The organism is Parasphingorhabdus sp., assembly GCF_041748495.1.
Classification (GTDB): domain Bacteria; phylum Pseudomonadota; class Alphaproteobacteria; order Sphingomonadales; family Sphingomonadaceae; genus Parasphingorhabdus.
In genome coordinates, this window is the sequence record NZ_JBGTDD010000146.1 from 19,025 (window position 1) to 38,554 (window position 19,530).

Below are 19,530 nucleotides of genomic sequence, written 5' to 3' on the forward strand. Positions count from 1 at the left end.
AAACAGATGAAGGCAGACTAGGCCGCGTCCTGACCGTCAGGGCGCGGCTTTTCTTCGACCGAAAAGCCGTATTTCATCAACATCGGAATATTGGCCATTGCAAACAGGAAGGATATTGCTGGCATGCCCCACACCTTGAGGGTCAGCCACCAGTCGAAACTCAATGTTGCTACCATCAGTTCGTTGAGTAGTGCCATGGCGGCAAAAAATATCGCCCAGTTGAGCGACAGTTTCAGCCAGCCTTCGTCGGTCAGTCCTTCGAATGCCGCCTGCAACAGGCTTTTCAACATCGCCTTGCCGCGCAATAATCCGCCAAACAAGATGATCGCAAAGCCGGCGTAAATGATCGTCGGCTTGTGCTGGATGAAGCGCGGGTCATTGAAATAGATGGTCAGCGCGCCAAAACCCAGGATCAAGATTGCCGACATCCACATCATCGGCGAAATCTTGCCCAATTTCCATTTGGAAACCACCATCGCGATGACGATTGCCACCATGAAGGCAATCGTTCCATAGATAGCGGCGGTGATCGGACTGCCTTCCGGCGCCCCGAATTTATAGACCAGAAAGAATATCAGCAGCGGCCCGAAATCGAGCGCAAAGCTCAGGCCCCTGTGTTCCTTCGGAATCTCTTCAATGGCGGTTGTTTCGGTCATTTTTCTATCCCGGCTATGGCTGCGGCCAGATCTTCGGCCTTGAACGGTTTCAGGTCTTCGACGGTCTCGCCGATACCAATGGCATGGATCGGCAATCCGAATTGTTTTGCTGCGGCCACCAGCACGCCTCCGCGCGCGGTGCCGTCCAGCTTGGTCATGATCAGTCCGGTGACTTTCGCCACGTCCCGGAACACTTCAATCTGCGACAGGGCATTCTGTCCGGTGCTCGCGTCCAGCACCAGCACGACATTGTGCGGCGCGGCAGGGTTGAGCCGGCCCAGCACGCGGCGGACCTTGTCCAGTTCATCCATCAGTTCGGAACGGTTCTGCAGCCGCCCGGCTGTATCGACGATTAAGACGTCAATCCCGGTCGCGGTGGCCTGCTTGACGCCTTCATAGACGATGCTGGCGCTATCGCCGCCCTGCGGTCCGCTGATGATCGGCACGCCCAGTCTTTCGGCCCAGATCTTCAACTGGCCGATCGCCGCCGCGCGGAACGTATCGCCCGCGGCCAGCATCACGCCATAATCCTGCTCGAGAAACAGATGGGCAAGCTTGGCAATCGTCGTGGTCTTGCCCGAGCCATTGACTCCGATCACCAGGATCACCTGCGGACGGGGAAAGGCATCGATCTCCAGTGGTATCGCGACCGGCTCGAGGATCGCCGCAATTTCGCGCCGGATGATATCCTTCACTGCCTCTTCGGTCAGGCCTTTTTCAAACCGCTCGACCGCCAGCTTTTCGCGAATGGCCGCAGCCGTGGCCGGACCGAGGTCCGACAGGATCAGCGCATCCTCGATATCGTCGAGCGTCGCCTCGTCCAGCTTGGCCTTGCTCACCAGACCGGCGAGATTTTCGGTCAGCCGCGATGACGTTTTGCTGAAACCGCCAAACAGGCGATCTTTCCAACTATTCTTCTCGCTCACGCTGCCACCCCGCCAATCAATTGCCTGTCCTGCACGGCCGTGATTTCAACCGGTACAATTTGCCCCTTGCTCGCCGTCCCGTCGAAGCGGACCCGGGCAAAATTTTCTCCATAGCCGGTATCTCCCGACAGTTCCGTGACGACATTCTGACGGGACCCGATCAGCGTCTGACGCCATTGGTCAGCGCGCATGGCAACGGACTTTCGCAATATCTTTGCTCTTTCCTTGATCACTGACCCGTCAAGCTGCGGCATTTTCGCAGCCGGGGTGCCCTGTTTCGGCGAATAGGGAAAAATATGGCCGTGAACAACATCGCATTGATCGATGATCGCCAGACTATTGGCAAACATGGCATCGGTCTCGGTCGGGAAGCCAGCGATGATGTCGGCACCGATGGCGATGTCCGGCCGCTTTGCCTTCAGTCGCTCGACCAGCGCAATCGCCTGTTCCCGGCTGTGCCGCCGCTTCATCCGCTTCAGGATCATATTGTCGCCCGACTGCAGCGACAGATGCACATGCGGCATCAGCCGCGCTTCGCCGGTCAGCAGGTCAAACATCCGGTCGTCAATCTCGATACCGTCGAGCGAGGATAGCCTGAGCCTCGGCAAATCGGGCACATGGTGCAAGATCCGCTCGATCAGCAGGCCGAGGGTCGGCGCTCCCGGCAGATCCGGCCCGTAGCTGGTGACATCAACCCCGGTCAGAACAACCTCCTGAAAACCCTTTTCAACCAGAGCCCGCACCTGATCGACGACCAGTCCGGCAGGCACCGACCGGCTGTTGCCGCGGCCATAAGGAATGATGCAGAACGTGCAGCGATGGTCGCAGCCATTCTGGATTTCGACAAAGGCGCGTGACCGGTCGGCAAAAGCGCTGACCATATGCGGCGCGGTCTCGGTGATCCGCATGATGTCGGAGACGCGGATGTCCGGGCGGTTGCTTTCCAGGCCGAGCTTGAAATTGGCCGCATCATATTTGTCGACATTGCCGACCACCGCGCTGGTTTCCGGCATCGCCGCGAACATCGCCGGATCGACCTGCGCAGCGCAGCCGGTGACGATGATATCCTTCTCCGGATGGTCTTTCTTCGCCCGCCGGATCGCCTGCCTGGTTTGCCGGACCGCTTCGTTGGTCACCGCACAGCTGTTGACGATGATCAGATTGTCACCATCGATATTGCTGGCGCGCAGATTCTGCCGCAGATTCTCGCTTTCGGCAATATTGAGCCGGCAGCCCATGCTGATCATCTGCGGCGCGCTCATCCGAACTGGGCCCAGTCTGCTTCCCCTGCAAAGACATAGGTCGTCGGACCCTGCATCTGGATCGTCTCGCCGTCCTTCCAGCTGATTGTCAGTGATCCGCCCGGCAAATCCACTTGCACGGGGCTGGTTACCAGTCCGCGCTTGATCGCGGCTACGGCGGCAGCACAGGCGCCGGTGCCGCAGGCCCGGGTCAGGCCGACACCGCGCTCCCACACCCGCAAATGGACGATACCATCTGCAAGATGCGCGACATTGACATTCACCTTGTCGGGGAACAGCGGATCGACTTCGATCATGGCACCCAGCCGCTCCAGTTCCACGACATTGCTGTCATCGACAAAAAAGATGACATGCGGGTTGCCGACATTGACCGCGGCCGGATTCTCCAAATCCTCCCATCCCACCGGCATGCGAAGCGTATCCATGGCATAGGCGAGGGGGATCGACTGCCATTCGAAACGGGGCTGGCCCATGTCGACAATGGCACCATCGGCAGTGGCACTGCCGACGATAATACCGCCAGCGGTTTCGATCCGGCTTTCTTCGCCGAGCAGCTTGGTGACGCATCGCGCCGCGTTGCCGCAGGCTTCTACTTCGCCGCCATCGGCGTTGAAAATCTGCATTCTGACGTCAGCCTGGCCGGAAGGGCGCAAGATGATCAGCTGGTCGCAGCCGATTCCACTGTGCCGGTCAGCGATCGCCGCGGCCTGCGCAGCGGACAGATCGATTTCCTTATGACGCGCGTCGATAATGACAAAGTCATTGCCCAGCCCGTGCATCTTGTGAAAGCGTCCTGTCGTCATGACTGGCGATTTAGGGATGCCGTTCCCGTGAGTCCAGCAATTCGGCTCGCTTTCGGTTGCGCGAGCGGGCCTATCCGGCCTTTTGCAATATGGTCTGATCGATCGCGGGGGCTTCCATCGGCACCTCCGCAGCCTCATCCACCTTTACCGATGGCAGCAAATCGCGTTCGTACAAAATCTTCCGCGTCTCCTGAATCGTTAGCGGCCGGCCGTAATACCAGCCCTGGCCCGTGGCACAGCCGATGGCCCGCAATTCATTCTCGGTCTCCCTGTCCTCGATTCCTTCAGCGGTAATCGGCATGCCGAGGCTTTCGCCAAGACCATTGATCGCCTTGACGATCGCCTTGCTTTCCGGATTACGGATGATTGAGGAAACAAAGCTCCGGTCGATCTTGATCCGGTCAAACGGCAGCGCGCGCAAATGCGCGAGGGAACCATAGCCGGTACCAAAATCATCCAGCGCGATCTTAATGCCCTGATTCTTCAGACTGCCGACAATCGATTGCGCCAGACTCAGATTTTCGAAAAGCGAGCTTTCGGTAATTTCAATTTCCAGCCGATGGGGCGGAAAGCCGCTTTCGACCAGCAATTTGACAATTTTCTGGGCCAGCCACGGATCGAGCAGCTGAACCGGGGCAATATTGACCGAAATCGTGAGGCTGGGATCCCAATCCTTCGCATCGTTCAGCGCCTGCCGCATGATATTGATCGAAAGTTCGCCGATCATGCCGGTTTCTTCGGCAATCGGAATGAATATCTCCGGCGAGATCAGCCCCTGGGTTGGTGATTCCCATCGCGCCAGCATCTCGAATCCGGTCAATTTGCCGGTCGCAAGATCGATCTGTTGCTCAAAATAGGGGACAAATTCCCCTTTGGGTATGCCTGCCCGCATGCCCGTTTCCAGCAAACTGCGGGTTTGCAATTCCTGCTCCATATTCGAATCGAACCAGCAATGGCGATTCCGGCCCTGCTTTTTCGAACTGTACATCGCAATGTCGGCGCGGCGCATGAGCACGTCCACGCCTTCCGATTCGATATCATAGCGGGCGATACCGATGGATGTGGTCACCTCGAGTGGGTTGCCATTTTCGTTGATCGGCGTCGCGATGGCGTCGATCAGATCGTCGGCAATCCGTTCGACCATTTTTGGCTGTTCCGGATCGAATATGAAGGCGCAGGCAAATTCGTCGCCACCCAGTCGCGCCAGCAGATTATGCGGCGGCATGACCTTGGAGATCCGGGCTGCCACCTGTTTCAGCACCGCATCACCAGCGCTGTGACCGTGGACATCGTTGATCGTCTTGAAATTGTCGAGATCGAGCATCAGAAATGCGATGCTCTTTTGTTTCCGTTGCGCGTTGCTGATCATTTCCGCGGTTCGTTCGCCGATCGTCCGGCGATTGAGCAAACCGGTCAGCGGGTCGGTAACGGCCAGGGAATGGGCGCGCTGTTCTGCCGCTGCGCGTTCTTCGATTTCTCTGGTCAGATCATTGTAACGGCGCCAGCCAAACAGAATCAGGGCAATATTAAGCAGGAAGGCGGATACAAGCATATTGTCGCCGCCGCCGCGGTGGCCGGAGAGCGAGTTGATGGCATCGGTCAGGACCGTCCCGCCGGTACTGACAAACAGCAATATCGCGAGTATGACGATGATCCCGGTGACCACGTCCCGACCGATAGACATCTTGTATCCGTTCTTCATCAATCTGAGATATTGGTCGGCTTCTGGTCGAGCCATATTCATTGTCCCGCTGTTGCGACAAGTCTATTGCCCCAACAGTTCTCAATTTCTGGTTAACATCTGTTCACAGCCGTTAAAATCCGCACTTGCGATATTCACATTTCTGCACTAATGGAGCGTTCACACAGGCAATGATTGCGTTGCCAGTCCAGTTTAGAGTTAGAAAAACTCACACGTCGGTCAGCGAGGTTTCGCCCACCGGCGCTTTTTGCGTTGGCCGGAATTCTGGCCGTTTTGAAGAAGGAAAGGCGGGAACATGTTTGATAAGTTGAGCGACCGCCTTGGTGGTGTGTTTGACAAGCTCCGCGGCCGCGGGGCGTTGCGCGAAGAAGATGTCCGCGGCGCGATGCGCGAAGTGCGGATCGCCTTGCTCGAAGCCGATGTGGCGTTGCCGGTGGTCAAGGATTTTGTCGAGAAAGTCACCGAAAAGGCCGTCGGCCAGTCGGTTCTCAAATCGGTCACGCCAGGCCAGCAAGTGGTCAAGATCGTCAATGACGGTCTGACCGAGATGCTGGGTTCGGACGTTAGCGGGCTCGAGCTGTCGGTGGCGCCTCCCGCCATCATCATGATGGTCGGCTTGCAGGGCTCTGGTAAGACAACCACGACCGCAAAGATCGCAAAGCGTCTGAAAGACAAAGAGAATAAGAAGGTCATGATGGCCTCGCTCGACGTCAACCGTCCGGCCGCACAGGAGCAGCTGGCGGTATTGGGTGAGCAGATCAGCGCCGCCACCTTGCCGATTGTCGCCGGCCAGCAGCCGGTCGAAATCGCCAGGCGGGCGCTGCAGGCGGCCAGATTGCAGGGCTTTGATGTCCTGCTGCTGGATACCGCCGGACGGCTGCACGTCGACCAGCAATTGATGGACGAGATGAAGGCGGTGGCCGACATCTCGAAACCGCAGGAAATCCTGCTGGTCGTCGATGCGCTAACCGGCCAGGACGCGGTCAATGTCGCGCAGAATTTCTCCGATCAGGTCGATCTCACCGGCGTTGTCCTCACCCGCATGGATGGTGATGCGCGCGGCGGTGCAGCGCTGTCGATGCGCGCGGTCACCGGCAAGCCGATCAAATTTGTCGGCGTCGGCGAGAAAATCGACGCGCTCGAGGAATTCCACCCGGAACGCGTGGCCGGCCGGATCTTGGGCATGGGCGATGTTGTCAGCCTGGTCGAAAAAGCCGCTCAGGTCGTCGACAAGGAAGAATCCGAAGCGCTCGCCGAGAAAATGCTCAAGGGGCAGTTCGATCTCAATGATCTGCGCGCGCAATTGCGGCAGATGACCCAGATGGGCGGCCTTGGTGCACTGGCATCGATGATGCCGGGCATGAAGAAAGCCAAGGCGGCGATGGCCGGCGGCGCGATGGATGACAAGGTTCTTGTCCGCATGGATGCGATCATCGGCTCGATGACCCGTGAAGAGCGGGTCCGGCCAGGCCTGCTCAACGCCAAGCGCAAGCGGCGGGTGGCCATTGGTTCCGGCACGACCGTGCAGGACGTCAACAAGCTGCTCAAAATGCATCAGGAAATGGCCAAGGCGATGAAGCGCATCAAGAAGATGGGCGGAATCAAGGGGTTGATGTCGATGTTTGGTGGCGGCGGCGGAGCCGCAGGCGCCGGCATGGGCGGGCAGGGCGGCGGCATGCCCGGTCTTTCCGACATGTCCCCCGGCGGGCTTCCCCCGGATCTGGCAAATTTATTGAACAAGAAGAAATAATCACATCATTTGAATTTTTATATTTTTTAGAAAGGTTTTCAACATGGCAGTAGCAATCAGAATGTCCCGGGGCGGATCCAAGAAACGCCCTTATTATAAAATCGTCGTCGCCGACGTCCGCGCGCCGCGCGATGGCAAGTTCATCGAACGGATCGGCAGCTACAATCCGCTGCTCGCCAAGGATGACGAGAAGCGCGTGGTGCTCGATGCCGAGCGTGCCAAGCATTGGCTCGACAATGGCGCCAAGCCATCGGACCGCGTATCGCGTTTTCTTGACGCCGCCGGCCTCCTGAAGCGCGAAGCGCGGAACAACCCGAACAAGGGCAAGCCAGGCGAGAAGGCCACCGAGCGTCTGGAAGAGAAAGCGGAAAAAGCCGCTGCTGCTGAAGAAGCCGCCAAGGAAGCCGCTGCCGCTCCTGCTGAAGAAGCGCCAGCCGAAGAAGCTGCCGCCGAAACACCAGCCGAAGAAACAGCTGCTCCTGAAGAAGCCGCTGCCGAAGGAAAACCTGCTGCGGAAGCAGCTCCGGCCGCCGAAGCCGCTCCTGCAGAAGAAGCCAAGACGGAAGAAGCTCCTGCTGAAGAAGCCCCAGCAGAAGACAAGCCTGCCGAAGAAAAGGCCGCCAGCTAATGTCCAGGCCCCTCCTCTTCAGAGGAGGGGTTGGGGTGGTGGCGATGCGCCAGCATCGCTTGCGTAGCGACCTGAGGTCCTCGCAAAATCCCGCCCCAATCTCTTCCCCGAAAGGGAGGGGCTTGTGACATCCGCGCCCGACAAGCCGGTCCCGCTCGCCGTCATCATCGGCGCGCACGGGATCACCGGCGAGGTCCGGCTCAAGCTGTTCTGTGACAGTCTCGACAGCCTGACCGTCCACAAGAATTTCAACGCCGGCAAGCTGACCCTGAAATCGGTCAAGCCCCACAAAATGGGCGCGATCGCGCGCATCGCCGAAATCACCGACCGCAACGCTGCCGAAGCCGCCCGCGGCACCGAACTCACCGTCCCGCGCGCCGCCTTGCCGGAACTGGACGAGGATGAATTCTACCATATCGACATCATCGGCCTTCGCTGTGTCAGCGACCAGGGCGAGGAACTGGGCAAAATTTTCGCGATCTACGAATTTGGCGCTGGCGACGTGATCGAGATCGAACGTGCCAGCGGCAAGAAATTCATGGTCCCGGTCAAGGCGATCGATATGCGGAATGACCCGGCGATCGTGCTGGCGGAGTTTGTTGAACCGTGATTGGTCCCATATTCTACATCGTCCTGATCTTTGCGCTGGTCGCGCTACCCGCCATCGCGGGCTGGAAACTCAGCCGCAAACAGGGTCAGTTTACCCGCATGGCAGGCACGATTGCGGCAGGCCAGATGATCTTGACGCCCGGCATCATATGGATTGTCTATTCCACCGGTAGCGGCCCCGACCAGAATCCCGTCCGGACAATCATCATATATGCCGGCATGGCAATCGTGATCTCGATCATGACCTTTGCCGTGCTTGAAATCAAGAATACTCGCCGCAACCGATGACCTTCACCGCCCAGATTCTGACCCTTTACCCGGAAATGTTCCCCGGACCGCTCGGCATATCGCTGGCGGGCAGGGCGCTGGAAGAGGGCAAATGGACCTGCGACACCATCAACCCGCGCGATTTCACCACCGACAAGCACCGCAGCGTCGATGATACGCCAGCGGGCGGCGGGGCCGGTATGGTGCTCCGCGCCGATATCATGGCGGCGGCGGTGGATTTTGCGGTAGAACGGATGGCCGCGGTGATCCGTTCGTCTCGAGCGCAGTCGAGAGACGGGGTGGGGGGAGAAAGTGTCTCGACATCGCTCGACACGAACGGGGAAGGGGCGCTAGCGACCGTTAGGGGCGCGCCCGATTCCGTTAGCCCTGAGCCTGTCCAAGGGCGGCTCTCGTTGGATAGGCGTGGTTCGACAAGCTCACCACTAACGGTTTCCAACCCTCAGCACCCCCCCATCCTCGCCATGACTCCCCGCGGCACCCCGCTCACCCAGGCCCGCGTCCGCGAGCTCGCATCCGGCCCCGGTGTCACCATAATATGCGGCCGTTTCGAGGGCTTTGACGAGCGCCTGTTCGAGGCCCGCGACATCGAACAGGTCTCCATCGGCGACTATGTCCTGTCCGGCGGAGAAATGGGCGCGCTGGTGCTTTTAGACGCTTGCATTCGGCTGCTGCCCGGGGTAATGGGCGCGTCTTCTAGCGGAGATGACGAGAGTTTCGAGAACGTTATTCTGGAATATCCGCAATATACCCGACCTCAAATATGGGAAGGGCGCATCATCCCTGAAGTCTTGCGATCGGGGGATCATGCGAAAATAGCTGCTTGGCGGAAACAAAAAGCAGAGGAAGATACACGGCTAAGGCGGCCGGATTTATGGGAGCGTCACCGGGATGCTCCGGATCAGTCGCCCTCTGGTGCGCAGGAAAAAGATAAAGATAAGGAATAGGTCATGAACCTGATTCAAACATTGGAAAAAGAAGCCGTCGACGCCTTTATCGCGTCCAAGGAAATCCCCGAATTTCGCGCTGGTGATACGCTGCGCGTCGGTGTTCGCGTCGTCGAAGGCGAACGCGTCCGTACCCAGAATTTCGAAGGTGTCTGCATCGCCCGGACCAATCGCGGCATGGGCTCCAACTTCACCGTACGCAAAATGTCGTTCGGCGAAGGCGTCGAGCGTGTGTTCCCGCTCTACTCCCCGAACATTGACAGCATCACCGTGGTTCGCCGCGGTATCGTGCGTCGCGCGAAGCTTTACTATCTGCGCGGCCGTACTGGTAAGCGCGCCCGTATTGCGGAACGCCGTTTGAACCAGCCCGTGAAAGGCACAGAAGCCAAATAATCAACGCTTCATCAGAGTTTCAGACAGCCGGTTCTCCCCATCAGGAAAACCGGCTGTTTTACTATCAGCCACAGGAAAAGTTTCATGGGTTACAAAATTGTAGTTGTCGGTGCCACGGGCAATGTCGGGCGCGAGATGCTCAACGTCCTGGCCGAGCGCGAATTTCCCTATGACGAGATTGCCGCCGTCGCCTCCTCGCGCTCGCAGGGCAGCGAGATCGAGATCGGCGATACCAGCAAGATGCTCAAGGTCCAGAATATCGAACATTTCGATTTCACTGGCTGGGACATGGCGCTGTTTGCTGCCGGTTCTGCGGCGACCAGGGAATATGCACCCAAGGCTGCTGCCGCTGGTTGTGTGGTTATCGACAACAGCTCGCTTTACCGGATGGATCCCGACGTACCGTTGATCGTGCCCGAGGTTAATCCCGAAGCGATCAGCGGCTATACCAAGCGCAATATCATCGCCAATCCCAATTGCTCGACCGCCCAGATGGTCGTGGCCCTGAAACCGCTGCACGATGCGGCAAAGATCAAGCGCGTTGTCGTCTCCACCTACCAGTCGGTCTCCGGCGCAGGCAAGGGCGGAATGGACGAACTGTTCGAACAGTCGCGCGCCATCTTCGTCGGCGATCCCAAGGAAAACCACGTCTTCACCAAGCAGATCGCCTTCAACGTGATCCCGCATATCGACGTATTTCTCGACGATGGCTCGACCAAGGAAGAATGGAAAATGGTCGTCGAGACCAAGAAAATTCTCGATCCAAAGATCAAGGTCACCGCGACCTGTGTCCGCGTCCCGGTCTTTGTCGGCCACAGCGAATCGATCAACATCGAATTCGAAAATGAACTGTCCGCTTCGGATGCCCAGAAAATCCTGCGCGACGCGCCCGGCATCATGCTGGTCGACAAGCGCGAGGACGAGGGTTACGTCACGCCGGTCGAATGCGTCGGCGACGGCGCCACCTTCATCAGCCGCGTCCGCGAGGACCCGACCGTCGAAAACGGCCTGAACATCTGGTGCGTCAGTGACAATCTCCGCAAGGGCGCCGCGCTCAACGCGGTGCAGATCGCGGAACTATTGGGGCGGAAGCATTTGCAAAAGGGATAGTTTGCTGTTGGGAATGTAGAATCCTTATGATAGCTCGGTCAAATGAGTTTAGGTTCGAAAATCTACCTTTGGATGACGCGCTTCAATACTGTCGCGTTGACAATTATATTGGTGATACTTGCCTTCTTGTTCATTCATGATCGCTATCAGATTTGGTTCTATTCAGACCACGGCCGATTGAACGACGGTACTGCAAGTGACAGTTTTGGAGCAGCAGCACGACCGGCCATGCCGATCAGCGGCCAGGAAATGCGCGTTCCGGGCGGCACTTTGGTCAGTTATTATTTTGCCGAAGATTCGCAAAATTATGAATGGGACAAAGGTCAAAATATAACAATCGTGGATTTGCGGGATGGCAGCTCCCACAAATTACTTGAGGACAATGACCCTCGCGCGATTATCAACTGGGAGTTGATCGAAAAAAACGGAGAAAATCCGAGTATGTATCTTGGATATGTTGCATGGGCATCTACCAAAGAGCAATATGATCAAGGGCGGGCAGATCTGCTGATTTCAGCTTTCCCTGATGTAAAACAGCATACAATCGCCAGAAATGTCAAATATGCTTATCTTCCAAAAGTTAGTGGAAATAGCAGTATTGCGATCATCATGTGGCCTGAAGAGGATGAGGCAAATTATGTCTCTTTCGATTTGAAGTCTGGTGAAATCATTGAAAAAAAGAAGATCGAATTACCAAAATTGGAAGTGAATTTTCTTTCACTCAATAACGGATTGCCGGAAGAGAAGTTTGCTCGCCTTGATAATCGGACTAACAGTGCTCCAATAAATTCATTTGGATTCTAACATGACCCTACAAGCAGATGTCTACTGGTCCTTCCGCTCTCCCTACAGCTATCTGGCTACTCGGCGCTATGTCGCGTTAGCGCAGGAATATGATCTGCAGATCAACCTGTGCTTCGTCTATCCGCTCGCTATCCGCGATCCGCATTTTTTCGAGAAAAACCATCCCAACTGGCTCGGCTACACGTTTCGCGACATGTTCCGGGTGGCGCAGTTCATGGGGATTCCGATGGCTCCGCCCAATCCCGATCCGATCGTCCAGGATATTGCGACCCGCAAGATCGCGGACGAGCAGCCCTATATTTATGAACTGACCCGGATGGGGCAGGCCGCGTCGAGACGCGGCAAGGGTCTGGAATTCGCCAATGAAGTGTCGCAGTTGATCTGGGGCGGAACCGCAGGCTGGAATGAGGGCGACCATCTCGAGCGCGCTGCCCAAAGGGCCGGTCTCGACCTTGACGAACTACGGGCCGAGGCATCAGCGCAGCCGGACGGACTGGATGCCGAGATTGCCGCAAATCAGAACGCACTGGTAGCGGCCGGCCATTGGGGCGTGCCCACCCTGGTATTCGATGACGAACCATTTTTCGGCCAGGACCGGATCGAACTGGCGGTCTGGCGGATGAAGCAGAAGGGCTTGACGGAACGCTGAGCGCCAGAAAAGCCTTTCCTGCATTTCGGCCGCCGACTATCCTGTCGCCGATGCGCACAACCGTTCAACCCGGACAACCCATCCTCTTCCGCGACCCCAGAACGCGCATAACCGGAATTTCTTCGGCTTCTCGGGACAATTATGTCAGATTGCGTCCGCTGCCAATGCGTTGCGATACGCTATATTTTTGCCGTTCCGGTGGCGAGCCAATCTGGGAAAGTCGTCATGACCGCGAAGATTATGCGCTTTCAAACGGCAGGCCGGGCCCTTAGGCTGGAGTTTCATCTGGCTCGCGCAAAGCCAATTTTGCACGACCGCAGCAAGCGATGCCACTGACCATAAACAAAAGGCCGTCATTGGCCCCAACTTTGACAAATTTTGAAACAGGAAAGCCGATCAATGAACGCAAAAAAATGGGACTTTTCTTCTTTCGACGGCATATCCCTGAAAATTCACGAGATGGGGGAGGGCCGGCCGGTCATGCTGTTGCACGGCCTCTTCTCCAACGCCCATACCAACTGGATAAAATTCGGCCATGCCGAGGCGCTGGCGCAAGCGGGCTTCCGGGTGGTGATGCCCGATCTGCGCGCCCACGGCGAGAGCCAGGCCCCGCATGATTCCGACGCCTATCCCGCCGATGTGCTGGTGCAGGACATCGAGGCGCTGATCGCGCATCTGCAATGGACCGACTTTGATCTCGGCGGATTCTCGCTCGGCGCGCGCACCACAGCGAAATTGCTCGTGACCGGCACCAGGCCCGGCAAGGCGATACTGGCCGGCATGGGACTGGAAGGCCTTTCGGGCTGGGCCAATCGGCGCGATTTCTTTTTCAAGGCGATCGACAGCAGAGACAGCGCCGTGCGCGGCGATCCGCACTGGCTGGCGATCCAGTTCATGAAAAGCCAGAATATCGATCCGGAAGCGGCAAGGCTGTTGCTCGGGACCTTCTCCGATATGCAGCCGGACGATGTCGAAACCATCGCGACCGAAACGCTGGTCCTGTGCGGCAGCGAGGATCGTGACAATGGTTCACCGGAAGAACTGGCGGCGCTATTGCCCCGAGGCCATCATGTCGCCATCCCCGGAACCCATATGAGCAGCGTCACCAAAGCGGAAATGAGCCAGGAAATGGTCCGCTTTCTGACTCGACAGGAGGAATGATGTCAAATCTCTATAGCTGGCGCAATTTCTGGATATTCTGGGGCGGAGGCCTGGCCCTTTTTGCCTATCTGGTCGCTACCGGAGGGGCGCTGGAAACGGCGGTCGCTCCGCATGGCATCCTGGATCATCAGGCCGCGGCCACCGGCGAGCGGGTCGATGCAATCCAGCGCAGCTGGGCCGACGCCGGGGTGATCAATCTCGCCCGATGGGGGATGATCGTGGATCTGCTGTTCATCGGGCTTTATATGTCCGGCGGCATCATCGGTGGCCGCCTGATCTGGCAGCAGGCAAAATCACCGGCGCTGAAAAAGGTCGGCCTGCTCTGCGTGCTCAGCTATTTCCTGTTCGGCCTGACCGACTATATCGAAACCATCAGCCAGCTGGTCCAGCTGCTGCAGGATCAGGGCAGCGATATTCTCGCCGGAACAGCAGCCGTGGCAAGACCGGTCAAAATCGTCACCTGGATCGTCGGGACAATCGCGATACTGGTCGCGCTGATCTGGCGCTGGTCGGAACGACGCGCTTGACGCTCGCCACGGAAAGTTTCAAATTCAACCAAGTGCAGTAAAACAGAGGATCCCAAATGAAAATTGCCGCTTCCCTACTGGCCATTGCCACGATGTCGCTTGCCACCCCCGCCCATGCGCTCCAGGCCGATCAGGACAAACCCGCAAATACGGAAAATCCGACCGCCGCAGATGCACGGGAATTTGTCGAAGCAACCGAAAAGCAGATGTTCGATTTTTCGATCGATGCCGCCCGGACCTACTGGATCAATTCCACCTATATCACCGATGATACGGATGCGCTGGCTGCCAAGGTCGGGGCTCAGGGCACCACCATGGCGGTCAATGCCGCGATCGATGCCGCGCAGTTCAAGGACGTTGCCGGACTGGACCCGGTAACCAAGCGCAAGCTCGACAAGCTGCGCGGCGGCATCGTGCTGCCCGCGCCGACCACAGAGGGCGCCGCCACCGAACTGAACGAGATCGCGACCAAGCTCAATTCCGCTTATGGCAAGGGCAAGGGCACGCTGAACGGCGAGGAGATCAACGGCTCGGATATCGAAGCCGCGATGGGCACCAACCGCAACCCCGAGGAGCTCTCCGAAATGTGGGAAAGCTGGCACAGCAATGTCGGCGCGCCGATGAAGGATGACTATGCCCGCATGGTCGAGATTGCCAATGAGGGGGCCAAGGAACTCGGCTTTGCCGATGTCGGGGCGATGTGGCGTTCGGGCTATGACATGCCCGCCGACGATTTCGCCAGGCTGACCGACAAGCTGTGGGCGCAGGTCAAGCCGCTCTATGACGAACTGCATTGTTACACGCGCGACAAGCTCAACGAAAAATACGGCGCCGCGGTCCAGCCCGAAACTGGTCCGATCCGCGCCGACCTGCTCGGCAATATGTGGGCGCAGGAATGGGGCAATATCTATGATATCGTCGCACCGGCAGGGGCTGGCGACATCGGCTATGACACCACCGAACTGCTGGTCGCAAAAGATTATGACGCGATGAAGATGGTCAAGGCGGGAGAAGGCTTCTTTTCCTCGCTCGGTTTCGAACCGCTGCCGGAAAGCTTTTACGAACGTTCAATGTTCACCAAGCCGGCCGACCGCGAAGTCGTCTGTCACGCCAGCGCCTGGGATATCGACAACAAGGACGATATCCGGATCAAGATGTGCATCAAGGTCAATGGTGATGATTTCACTACCATCCATCACGAACTCGGCCACAATTATTATCAGCGCGCCTATAACGAGCTGAGCTATCTGCAGCTGGACGGCGCCAATGACGGCTTTCATGAAGCGATTGGCGACATGATCGCGCTGTCGATCACGCCCGAATATCTGGTGCAGGTCGGTTTGCTCGATGCCAAAAAAGTGCCCAGCGCCGACAAGGATACCGGGCTGCTGCTGCGTCAGGCGATGGACAAGGTCGCATTTCTGCCCTTCGGTCTGCTCGTCGACAAATGGCGCTGGGGCGTGTTCAAGGGCGACATCCAGCCGGACAATTATACCTCCGCATGGCATGACCTGAAGCTGCAATATCAGGGCATCACGCCGCCGGTCGAGCGACCTGCCGACGCCTTTGATCCGGGCGCGAAATATCACATTCCGGGCAACACGCCTTATTCGCGCTATTTTCTCGCCCGCATCCTGCAATTCCAGTTCTACAAGGCCGCCTGCGATACCGCCGGCTGGACCGGACCGCTGCACCGCTGTTCCTTCTACGGTAACGAGCAGGTCGGCGCGAAACTGAACGCGATGCTGGAAATGGGCGCATCCAAGCCCTGGCCGGACGCCCTGGAAGCCTTCACCGGAACGCGCGAAATGGACGGATCAGCGATGATCAGCTATTTCGCCCCGCTGATGGACTGGCTGAAGGAAGAGAATACAGGCAAATCCTGCGGTTGGTGAGATTATAATGAACCGGGTTGCGACACGCTCAATTCGATTAATCTTGCCAATTGGCTTGGCAGTCTGGTCGGTATCCGTATCGGCGCTGCAAAGCGAGGAAGATCACGCGATGCTGTCTTTTCCCGTTGCAGCGGGAGAGGCGACGCGCGCCGAAGCCATGGTTGCGTTTGTTAGCAATGGCTATGTCCGCGGACCTTGCAATGTCGTTAAGTCAAGCGGGGACGAAATAGCTGATGGTCATGCGTGCCGCACTGTGTCTTTCTACAAAACCGACAAACCGTTGCACGCTGTTACCTCGGTTTGGAAATCTCCGAAATTCGAAGGAAATTTCACGGCTCCCAAACTTAAAAATCCCAAGCAAGTCATAAATCCCTTGGCTTACCCGAAACAGGACCTGACCAAGGGAAATCAAGGCACTACTTCGGTGAAAGTGACTCTTGATATCGAGGGGAAAGTGACCGATTGTATGGTCGCTCAGTCCAGTGGATACGCATCTCTGGATCGGGTAACCTGCAAACAGATGCAGCGCGGAAAATACGAACCTGCGCTGCTGGACGGCGAACCCACCCCAGCGGTTTTTTACACTGCAATGTTCTGGGGAGCCGGATCGGGCCCCCCAAAACAATAAGGATTTTAAAGCTGGTCGAGCATATATTCCGCTGCGCTGACCTTGAAATCGCCGGCCGCTTCGACATTGAGCTCTTCGACAACGCCGTCGTTGACGATCATCGAGAAACGCTGGCCGCGCTTGCCAAGGCCAAAGCCTGAGCCGTCCATGGTCAGGCCAACCGCTTCGGCAAATTCGCCGTTGCCGTCCGCCAGCATGGTGACATCTTCGGAACCGGCGGCGTCATTCCACGCGCCCATGACAAAGGCGTCATTGACCGCGGTGCAGGCGATCTCGTCGACGCCCTTGGCCTTCAGATCGGCTGCTTTTTCGACATAGCCGGGCAGATGCTTGGCCGAGCAGGTTGGCGTAAACGCGCCGGGAACGGAAAAGAGCGCGACCTTCTTGCCGGCAAAATATTCGCTCGAGCTGATTTGTTGCGGACCGTCTGCGGTCGCCTTGACCAGTTTTACGTCGGGAATTTTGTCGCCTTTGCTAATCATGTCTTGCTCCTGGTTTGATCGGGCTGAGAATCTGTGCCGCTGTAGGAGATAGTGGTGACGGGCAGATGAAATTGCAAGCCAGCAGCGCAGCAAAGCCGTCGCCTGCCAAATTTTGCCATGGGCAGTTAATCTTTGCTTCGCTATGCTGGCGTCAATGGACGACAATATTTTCTTCTCCGGACAATTTCTTCTTGCCACGCCCGGGATGGCCGACCCCCGCTTTGCGCGATCGGTGGTGGCGCTCTGTTCGCACGACGAAAATGGCGCGTTGGGTATCAATATCGGTGAGCCGGTCCAGGGCATCGGTTTTCACGATATATTGCAGCAATTTGACATCGACTCGGGCGCAGTGCCAGACCGCGCGGTGTTTCTCGGCGGCCCGGTGGAAACGCAGCGCGGATTCATCCTGCACAGTCTCGACATCAATATGCTGGATACGCTCCAGGTTGGCAATTGCTGGGGGCTCAGCAGCTCGGTCGAAATGCTCGGTGCCATTGCGCAGGGACGTGGGCCGGAAAAATGGATTATCGCGCTCGGCTATTCCGGCTGGGGAGCCGGTCAGCTGGAAAGCGAACTGACCCAGAATGGCTGGACCATTGCAGAGGGGTCTCCCGACTGGCTGTACGAGACCGAGTCCGGCGACAAATGGCTGATGGCATGGCAGGACCTGGGTATCGATCCGACGAAGCTGTCGAGCGGATTTGGCAGCGCCTGATCCTTTGATTGTTACGGCCTGCGGCTCGGCAGACTCATAAAATTTCAAATATAAAGACATCTTTATATTTGCTTCCGAGGCTGCAAGCCGCTATTGAAAGCGAATATTGCCGCACCGGATCGCCCGTGCGGCATTTCGTTTTTCCAAGGAGACAGCAAGTGGCCACCGCAGCGGATACCGCAACCCAGGACTTTTTTGTCAAAGATATCAGCCTCGCCGACTATGGGCGCAGGGAGATCGAAATAGCTGAAACCGAAATGCCCGGCTTGATGGCGCTTCGGGAGGAATTCGGCAAGGAGCAGCCCCTGAAAGGCGCGCGCATTACCGGTTCGCTTCATATGACCATCCAGACCGCCGTGCTGATCGAAACCTTGATCGAACTGGGCGCAGAGGTCCGCTGGGCGTCCTGCAACATTTTCTCGACCCAGGATCATGCCGCAGCGGCGATTGCCGCTGGTGGCACCCCGGTTTTTGCCATCAAGGGTGAAACACTGGAAGAATATTGGTCTTATGTTGAGCGCATCTTTGACTGGGGTACGGACCAGACCTGCAACCTGATTCTCGATGATGGCGGCGATGCCACCATGTTCGCTCTTTGGGGTGCCCGGGTTGAAGCGGGTGAAGAATTGTTCAAGCCGGAAAATGAAGAAGAAGAAGTTTTTGTCGCCACACTGACCCGCTTTTTGAAGGAGCGCCCTGGTTACCTGACCCGGACCGTTGAATCGATCAAGGGCGTTTCGGAAGAAACCACCACCGGTGTGCATCGCCTTTATGAACTGGCCAAGATCGGCAAGCTGCCTTTCCCCGCCATCAACGTCAACGACAGCGTCACCAAGTCCAAGTTTGACAATCTCTATGGCTGCAAGGAATCGCTGGTCGACGCGATCCGTCGCGCAACCGACGTGATGCTGGCAGGCAAGGTCGCAGTGGTCGCCGGTTTCGGCGATGTCGGCAAGGGTTCTGCCCAGTCGCTCCGCAACGGCGGCGCCCGCGTGCTGGTTACCGAAATCGACCCGATTTGTGCACTCCAGGCGGCAATGGAAGGCTTTGAAGTCGTAACCATGGACGAAGCCACGAAAAGGGCCGATATTTTCGTGACCACGACCGGCAACAAGGACGTGATTACCGTCGATCATATGCGGGCGATGAAGGATCGTGCGATTGTCTGCAACATCGGTCACTTTGACAGCGAGATCCAGATCAGCGCCCTCAAGAACATGCAATGGACCGAAATCAAGCCGCAGGTTGATGAAGTGAAATTCCCGGATGGGAAAAAGCTTATCATTCTGGCCCAGGGCCGTCTCGTCAACCTGGGCTGCGCCACCGGTCACCCAAGTTTTGTGATGTCGGCAAGCTTCACCAACCAGGTGCTGGCGCAGATTGAATTGTGGCTCCGTCCCGATCAGTATGAAAATGATGTCTATGTTCTGCCCAAACATCTCGACGAAAAAGTCGCCGAACTCCATCTGGCGAAACTGGGCGTGAAACTGGACAAGCTCAGCCAGGAACAGGCCGATTATATTGGTGTCCCGAAGGAAGGCCCGTTCAAACCGGACCATTATCGCTATTAGGTGATCAGATATTCTGAATTGGAAAGC

The 19,530-nt window shown here is 57.4% G+C and carries 21 protein-coding genes; 15 read left to right on the forward strand and 6 right to left on the reverse strand.

What is annotated here, in order from left to right; genetic code table 11:
* Window positions 1-17 precede the first annotated feature (17 nt).
* The 5 genes from ispZ to ACEW8J_RS12895 all read right to left on the reverse strand — a co-directional run bounded on the left by ispZ (window position 18) and on the right by ACEW8J_RS12895 (window position 5,385).
* On the reverse strand, window positions 18-656 hold the full coding sequence (gene ispZ / locus ACEW8J_RS12875; RefSeq protein WP_373492044.1) for a septation protein IspZ: 639 nt from the start codon (window positions 654-656) through the stop codon (window positions 18-20).
* Window positions 653-1,582 carry a signal recognition particle-docking protein FtsY gene (ftsY, locus tag ACEW8J_RS12880; RefSeq protein WP_373492045.1) on the reverse strand — a complete coding sequence of 310 codons (930 nt, stop codon included), beginning with the start codon at window positions 1,580-1,582 and terminating at the stop codon, window positions 653-655. The genes ispZ and ftsY overlap by 4 nt, the downstream gene beginning before the upstream one ends.
* The gene (gene mtaB, locus ACEW8J_RS12885; RefSeq protein WP_373492046.1) at window positions 1,579-2,844 is read right to left on the reverse strand and encodes a tRNA (N(6)-L-threonylcarbamoyladenosine(37)-C(2))-methylthiotransferase MtaB; all 1,266 of its coding nucleotides are present in this window, start codon (window positions 2,842-2,844) and stop codon (window positions 1,579-1,581) included. The genes ftsY and mtaB overlap by 4 nt, the downstream gene beginning before the upstream one ends.
* Window positions 2,841-3,647 carry a diaminopimelate epimerase gene (gene dapF, locus ACEW8J_RS12890; protein ID WP_373492047.1) on the reverse strand — a complete coding sequence of 269 codons (807 nt, stop codon included), beginning with the start codon at window positions 3,645-3,647 and terminating at the stop codon, window positions 2,841-2,843. Before dapF ends, mtaB begins: the two co-directional genes overlap by 4 nt.
* 70 nt (window positions 3,648-3,717) lie before the next feature.
* Entirely contained in the window at window positions 3,718-5,385 is a 1,668-nt protein-coding gene (locus tag ACEW8J_RS12895) for a putative bifunctional diguanylate cyclase/phosphodiesterase (RefSeq protein ID WP_373492048.1), read from the reverse strand.
* Between the two features lie 259 nt (window positions 5,386-5,644).
* On the opposite strand from ACEW8J_RS12895, the gene ffh reads away from it, so the two are divergent.
* The 13 genes from ffh (at window position 5,645) to ACEW8J_RS12960 (ending at window position 16,735) form a co-directional block, all read left to right on the forward strand.
* Window positions 5,645-7,099, forward strand: a complete 1,455-nt coding sequence (gene ffh / locus ACEW8J_RS12900) for a signal recognition particle protein (protein ID WP_373492049.1) — start codon at window positions 5,645-5,647, stop codon at window positions 7,097-7,099.
* A 43-nt stretch (window positions 7,100-7,142) separates the two neighbouring features.
* Window positions 7,143-7,727 carry a 30S ribosomal protein S16 gene (gene rpsP / locus ACEW8J_RS12905; protein ID WP_373492050.1) on the forward strand — a complete coding sequence of 195 codons (585 nt, stop codon included), beginning with the start codon at window positions 7,143-7,145 and terminating at the stop codon, window positions 7,725-7,727.
* Between the two features lie 124 nt (window positions 7,728-7,851).
* Complete coding sequence (gene rimM, locus ACEW8J_RS12910; RefSeq protein ID WP_373492051.1) at window positions 7,852-8,337, forward strand: ribosome maturation factor RimM; 486 nt, start codon at window positions 7,852-7,854, stop codon at window positions 8,335-8,337.
* Window positions 8,334-8,624 (forward strand): hypothetical protein, encoded by a 291-nt coding sequence (locus tag ACEW8J_RS12915; RefSeq protein ID WP_373492052.1) that lies wholly within the window; start codon window positions 8,334-8,336, stop codon window positions 8,622-8,624. Before rimM ends, ACEW8J_RS12915 begins: the two co-directional genes overlap by 4 nt.
* Window positions 8,621-9,568, forward strand: coding sequence for a tRNA (guanine(37)-N(1))-methyltransferase (locus ACEW8J_RS12920; protein ID WP_373492053.1), 948 nt, complete (start codon window positions 8,621-8,623; stop codon window positions 9,566-9,568). Before ACEW8J_RS12915 ends, ACEW8J_RS12920 begins: the two co-directional genes overlap by 4 nt.
* Before the next feature lie 3 nt (window positions 9,569-9,571).
* Window positions 9,572-9,961 carry a 50S ribosomal protein L19 gene (rplS, locus tag ACEW8J_RS12925; RefSeq protein ID WP_373492054.1) on the forward strand — a complete coding sequence of 130 codons (390 nt, stop codon included), beginning with the start codon at window positions 9,572-9,574 and terminating at the stop codon, window positions 9,959-9,961.
* A gap of 84 nt (window positions 9,962-10,045) precedes the next feature.
* A complete protein-coding gene (locus tag ACEW8J_RS12930; RefSeq protein ID WP_373492055.1) occupies window positions 10,046-11,071 on the forward strand; it encodes an aspartate-semialdehyde dehydrogenase in 1,026 nt (341 codons plus the stop codon).
* 42 nt (window positions 11,072-11,113) lie between these two features.
* Window positions 11,114-11,875 (forward strand): hypothetical protein, encoded by a 762-nt coding sequence (locus ACEW8J_RS12935; RefSeq protein WP_373492056.1) that lies wholly within the window; start codon window positions 11,114-11,116, stop codon window positions 11,873-11,875.
* A gap of 1 nt (window position 11,876) precedes the next feature.
* On the forward strand, window positions 11,877-12,524 hold the full coding sequence (locus tag ACEW8J_RS12940) for a 2-hydroxychromene-2-carboxylate isomerase (RefSeq protein WP_373492057.1): 648 nt from the start codon (window positions 11,877-11,879) through the stop codon (window positions 12,522-12,524).
* Between the two features lie 399 nt (window positions 12,525-12,923).
* Window positions 12,924-13,685 carry an alpha/beta fold hydrolase gene (locus tag ACEW8J_RS12945; RefSeq protein ID WP_373492058.1) on the forward strand — a complete coding sequence of 254 codons (762 nt, stop codon included), beginning with the start codon at window positions 12,924-12,926 and terminating at the stop codon, window positions 13,683-13,685.
* A complete protein-coding gene (locus ACEW8J_RS12950) occupies window positions 13,682-14,212 on the forward strand; it encodes a hypothetical protein (RefSeq protein WP_373492059.1) in 531 nt (176 codons plus the stop codon). Before ACEW8J_RS12945 ends, ACEW8J_RS12950 begins: the two co-directional genes overlap by 4 nt.
* 56 nt (window positions 14,213-14,268) lie before the next feature.
* Window positions 14,269-16,107, forward strand: coding sequence for a M2 family metallopeptidase (locus tag ACEW8J_RS12955; RefSeq protein ID WP_373492060.1), 1,839 nt, complete (start codon window positions 14,269-14,271; stop codon window positions 16,105-16,107).
* 7 nt (window positions 16,108-16,114) lie between these two features.
* Entirely contained in the window at window positions 16,115-16,735 is a 621-nt protein-coding gene (locus ACEW8J_RS12960; RefSeq protein ID WP_373492061.1) for an energy transducer TonB, read from the forward strand.
* A 5-nt stretch (window positions 16,736-16,740) separates the two neighbouring features.
* On the opposite strand, the gene ACEW8J_RS12965 is transcribed toward ACEW8J_RS12960, so the two are convergent.
* On the reverse strand, window positions 16,741-17,217 hold the full coding sequence (locus tag ACEW8J_RS12965; RefSeq protein WP_373492062.1) for a peroxiredoxin: 477 nt from the start codon (window positions 17,215-17,217) through the stop codon (window positions 16,741-16,743).
* A gap of 154 nt (window positions 17,218-17,371) precedes the next feature.
* Here ACEW8J_RS12965 and ACEW8J_RS12970 point away from each other — a divergent pair, with 154 nt between their 5' ends.
* Window positions 17,372-17,932, forward strand: coding sequence for a YqgE/AlgH family protein (locus ACEW8J_RS12970; protein ID WP_373492063.1), 561 nt, complete (start codon window positions 17,372-17,374; stop codon window positions 17,930-17,932).
* Between the two features lie 158 nt (window positions 17,933-18,090).
* On the forward strand, window positions 18,091-19,503 hold the full coding sequence (gene ahcY, locus ACEW8J_RS12975) for an adenosylhomocysteinase (RefSeq protein WP_373492064.1): 1,413 nt from the start codon (window positions 18,091-18,093) through the stop codon (window positions 19,501-19,503).
* Window positions 19,504-19,530: the final 27 nt, after the last annotated feature.